The organism is Actinotalea sp. C106 (assembly GCF_023630195.1).
In the GTDB taxonomy this organism is placed as follows: domain Bacteria; phylum Actinomycetota; class Actinomycetes; order Actinomycetales; family Cellulomonadaceae; genus Actinotalea.
Genome location: NZ_JALPKN010000405.1, coordinates 1 through 2,204 on the forward strand (window position 1 = coordinate 1; position 2,204 = coordinate 2,204).

General features: G+C 74.6%; 3 protein-coding genes. All 3 read left to right on the forward strand.

The window, feature by feature from the left end:
- Window positions 1-421, forward strand: a 421-nt coding sequence (locus L0B03_RS16925; protein WP_374205018.1) for a sensor histidine kinase, incomplete at its 5' end; no start/stop codon positions are given.
- A gap of 47 nt (window positions 422-468) precedes the next feature.
- Window positions 469-1,146 carry a response regulator transcription factor gene (locus tag L0B03_RS16930; RefSeq protein WP_250448043.1) on the forward strand — a complete coding sequence of 226 codons (678 nt, stop codon included), beginning with the start codon at window positions 469-471 and terminating at the stop codon, window positions 1,144-1,146.
- A 26-nt stretch (window positions 1,147-1,172) separates the two neighbouring features.
- On the forward strand, window positions 1,173-2,204 hold a 1,032-nt coding region (locus L0B03_RS16935), incomplete at its 3' end, for a histidine kinase (RefSeq protein ID WP_250448046.1).

Sequence of the window (2,204 nt, forward strand, 5' to 3'; positions counted from 1 at the left end):
GCCGATCCTCACCGACCGGCGGCTCGCGGCGGCCCTCACGGCCGTGGTCGCCCGTTCGGCCGTGCCGACCTCGGTGCGGGTGGACCTGCCCGAGGGTCGGCGCCCGGCCGCCGCGACCGAGGGCGCCGCGTACTACGTGGTCACCGAGGCGCTCACCAACGTCGCCAAGCACGCGTCGGCCTCCACCGCGGCGGTGACCGTGTCGGTGCTGGAGGGCCACGAGGAGTCGAGCGGGGCCCAGGGCGAGCCCGGGAGCCTCCAGGTCGCGGTCGAGGACGACGGCGCCGGTGGCGCGATGCTCAGCAAGGGCCACGGACTGGCGGGCCTGGCAGACCGGGTCGAGGGGCTCGGCGGAAGGTTCTCGGTGCACAGCCCCGACGGCGGCCCGACGCGCGTCGTCGCCCTCCTGCCCTGGACCTGACTGGCCGGACCGCACCGGCCAGGGCCCAGGTGCACCACACTGACGCCATGCGGATCGTGCTGGCCGAGGACTCGGTGCTGCTGCGCGAGGGCCTCGTCCGGCTCCTCGAGGAGGCCGGTCACACGGTCGTGGCCGCCGTCGGCGACGCCGACGCGGTGCTGCCGGCCGTCCTCGCGCACCGCCCGGACCTGGCCGTGGTCGACGTCCGCATGCCGCCGACCTTCACCGACGACGGGCTCCGGGCCGCCGTGGCGATCCGCTGGGAGGTGCCCGGCACGGGCGTCCTGGTGCTCTCGCAGTACGTCGAGGAGTCCTACGCCCGTGACCTGCTCGCCACGCCGTCGGGCGGGGACGGCGGGGGCGGTGCCGGCGGGGTCGGGTACCTGCTCAAGGACCGGGTCCAGGACCTGGACGCCCTGTCGGACGCGGTGGAGCGGGTCGCGGCCGGTGGTTCGGTGCTCGACCCCGAGGTCGTCGCCCAGCTGCTGGTGCCCCGGCAGGCCGCCGACCCCCTCGCGGCGCTCACCCCGCGGGAGCGCGAGGTGCTCGGGCTCATGGCCGAGGGTCGGTCGAACACCGCGATCGCGCGGCGGCTCGTCGTGACCGAGGGCGCCGTCGAGAAGCACATCAGCAACCTGTTCATGAAGCTGGACCTGCCGTCCTCCTCCGCGGACCACCGTCGTGTGCTCGCGGTGCTGACCTGGCTCGACGGGTCCCCCGGGTGACCCGGAAGTCCTCTACGGTTGCCCCCGTGGACCGCTCACCGACGACCACCGGGGCTGATGTCGCGCCCCGGTCCCTGGGCGAACCGTCGGAGCTGGTGGTCGCCGCTCCGGACCCGGACGAGCACGGCTGGGCGCGCGAGCCCGTCGGCCCTGACCAGGTCCGCAACGACGCCGCGGTCGCCGGTGCCCTGCTGGTCGGGGCCCTGCTGAGCATGGTCCTGCAGCGCACCACCGGGTTCTACGAGGAGCCCGCCGAGGGCTGGGTCGCGCTGCTGTGCCTGGCCGCCGCGACGCTCCCCCTCGCCCTGCGCCGCCGCTATCCGAGCGTGGTGGCCGTGGTGATCACGGTGGCCTTCATGGTGACCGCGGAGCTGCTCGTCCCCGAGACGCTGTTCATCAACATCACGCTGTTCATGGCCCTGTACACGGTGGGGGCGTGGGAGCCGGACCGCGCGCGGGCCACCTGGGTGCGCCTGGGCATCGTCGTGGTGATGTTCGCGTGGCTGATCATCTCGCTCTTCCGCAGCGCCACCGACCCCGACGCGATGCCCGACCTGTCCCGCGCCGGCGTGTTCTCCCCGCTGGTGGCCTTCATGCTCATCCAGCTGCTCACCAACATCCTGTACTTCGCGGGCGCCTACTGGTTCGGCGACCACGCGTGGACCGCGGCCCGGGAGCGTGCCCGCACGGCCTACCGCGGGCGGCTGCTGCAGATCGAGCGCCAGGTGGTCGAGCGGCAGGCCGTGAGCCTCGAGCGGCTGCGCCTGGCCCGCGAGCTGCACGACGCCGTCGCGCACCACGTGTCGATGATGGGGGTGCAGGCGGCGGCGGCCCGCACGCTGCTGGGCACCGACGTCGACCGTGCGGCGCGAGCCCTGGAGCAGGTCGAGGACTCAGCCCGGCAGGGCATCGAGGAGCTGCACGGCGTGCTGGGCATGCTGCGCGAGACCGTGAGTGAGACGGGCGGCGTGCCCGGCGGTGAGCGGTGGGACGGGACGGGCGTCGACCTGGCGGCCCGCGACGGCAGGCACGGGCCCGACGGCGTCGGCTCGCTGAGC

Bases quoted from the DNA above. Each gene is read 5' to 3' on its own strand.
- L0B03_RS16930 (WP_250448043.1), top strand. From the start codon at position 469: ATGCGGATCGTGCTGGCCGAGGACTCGGTGCTGCTGCGCGAGGGCCTC.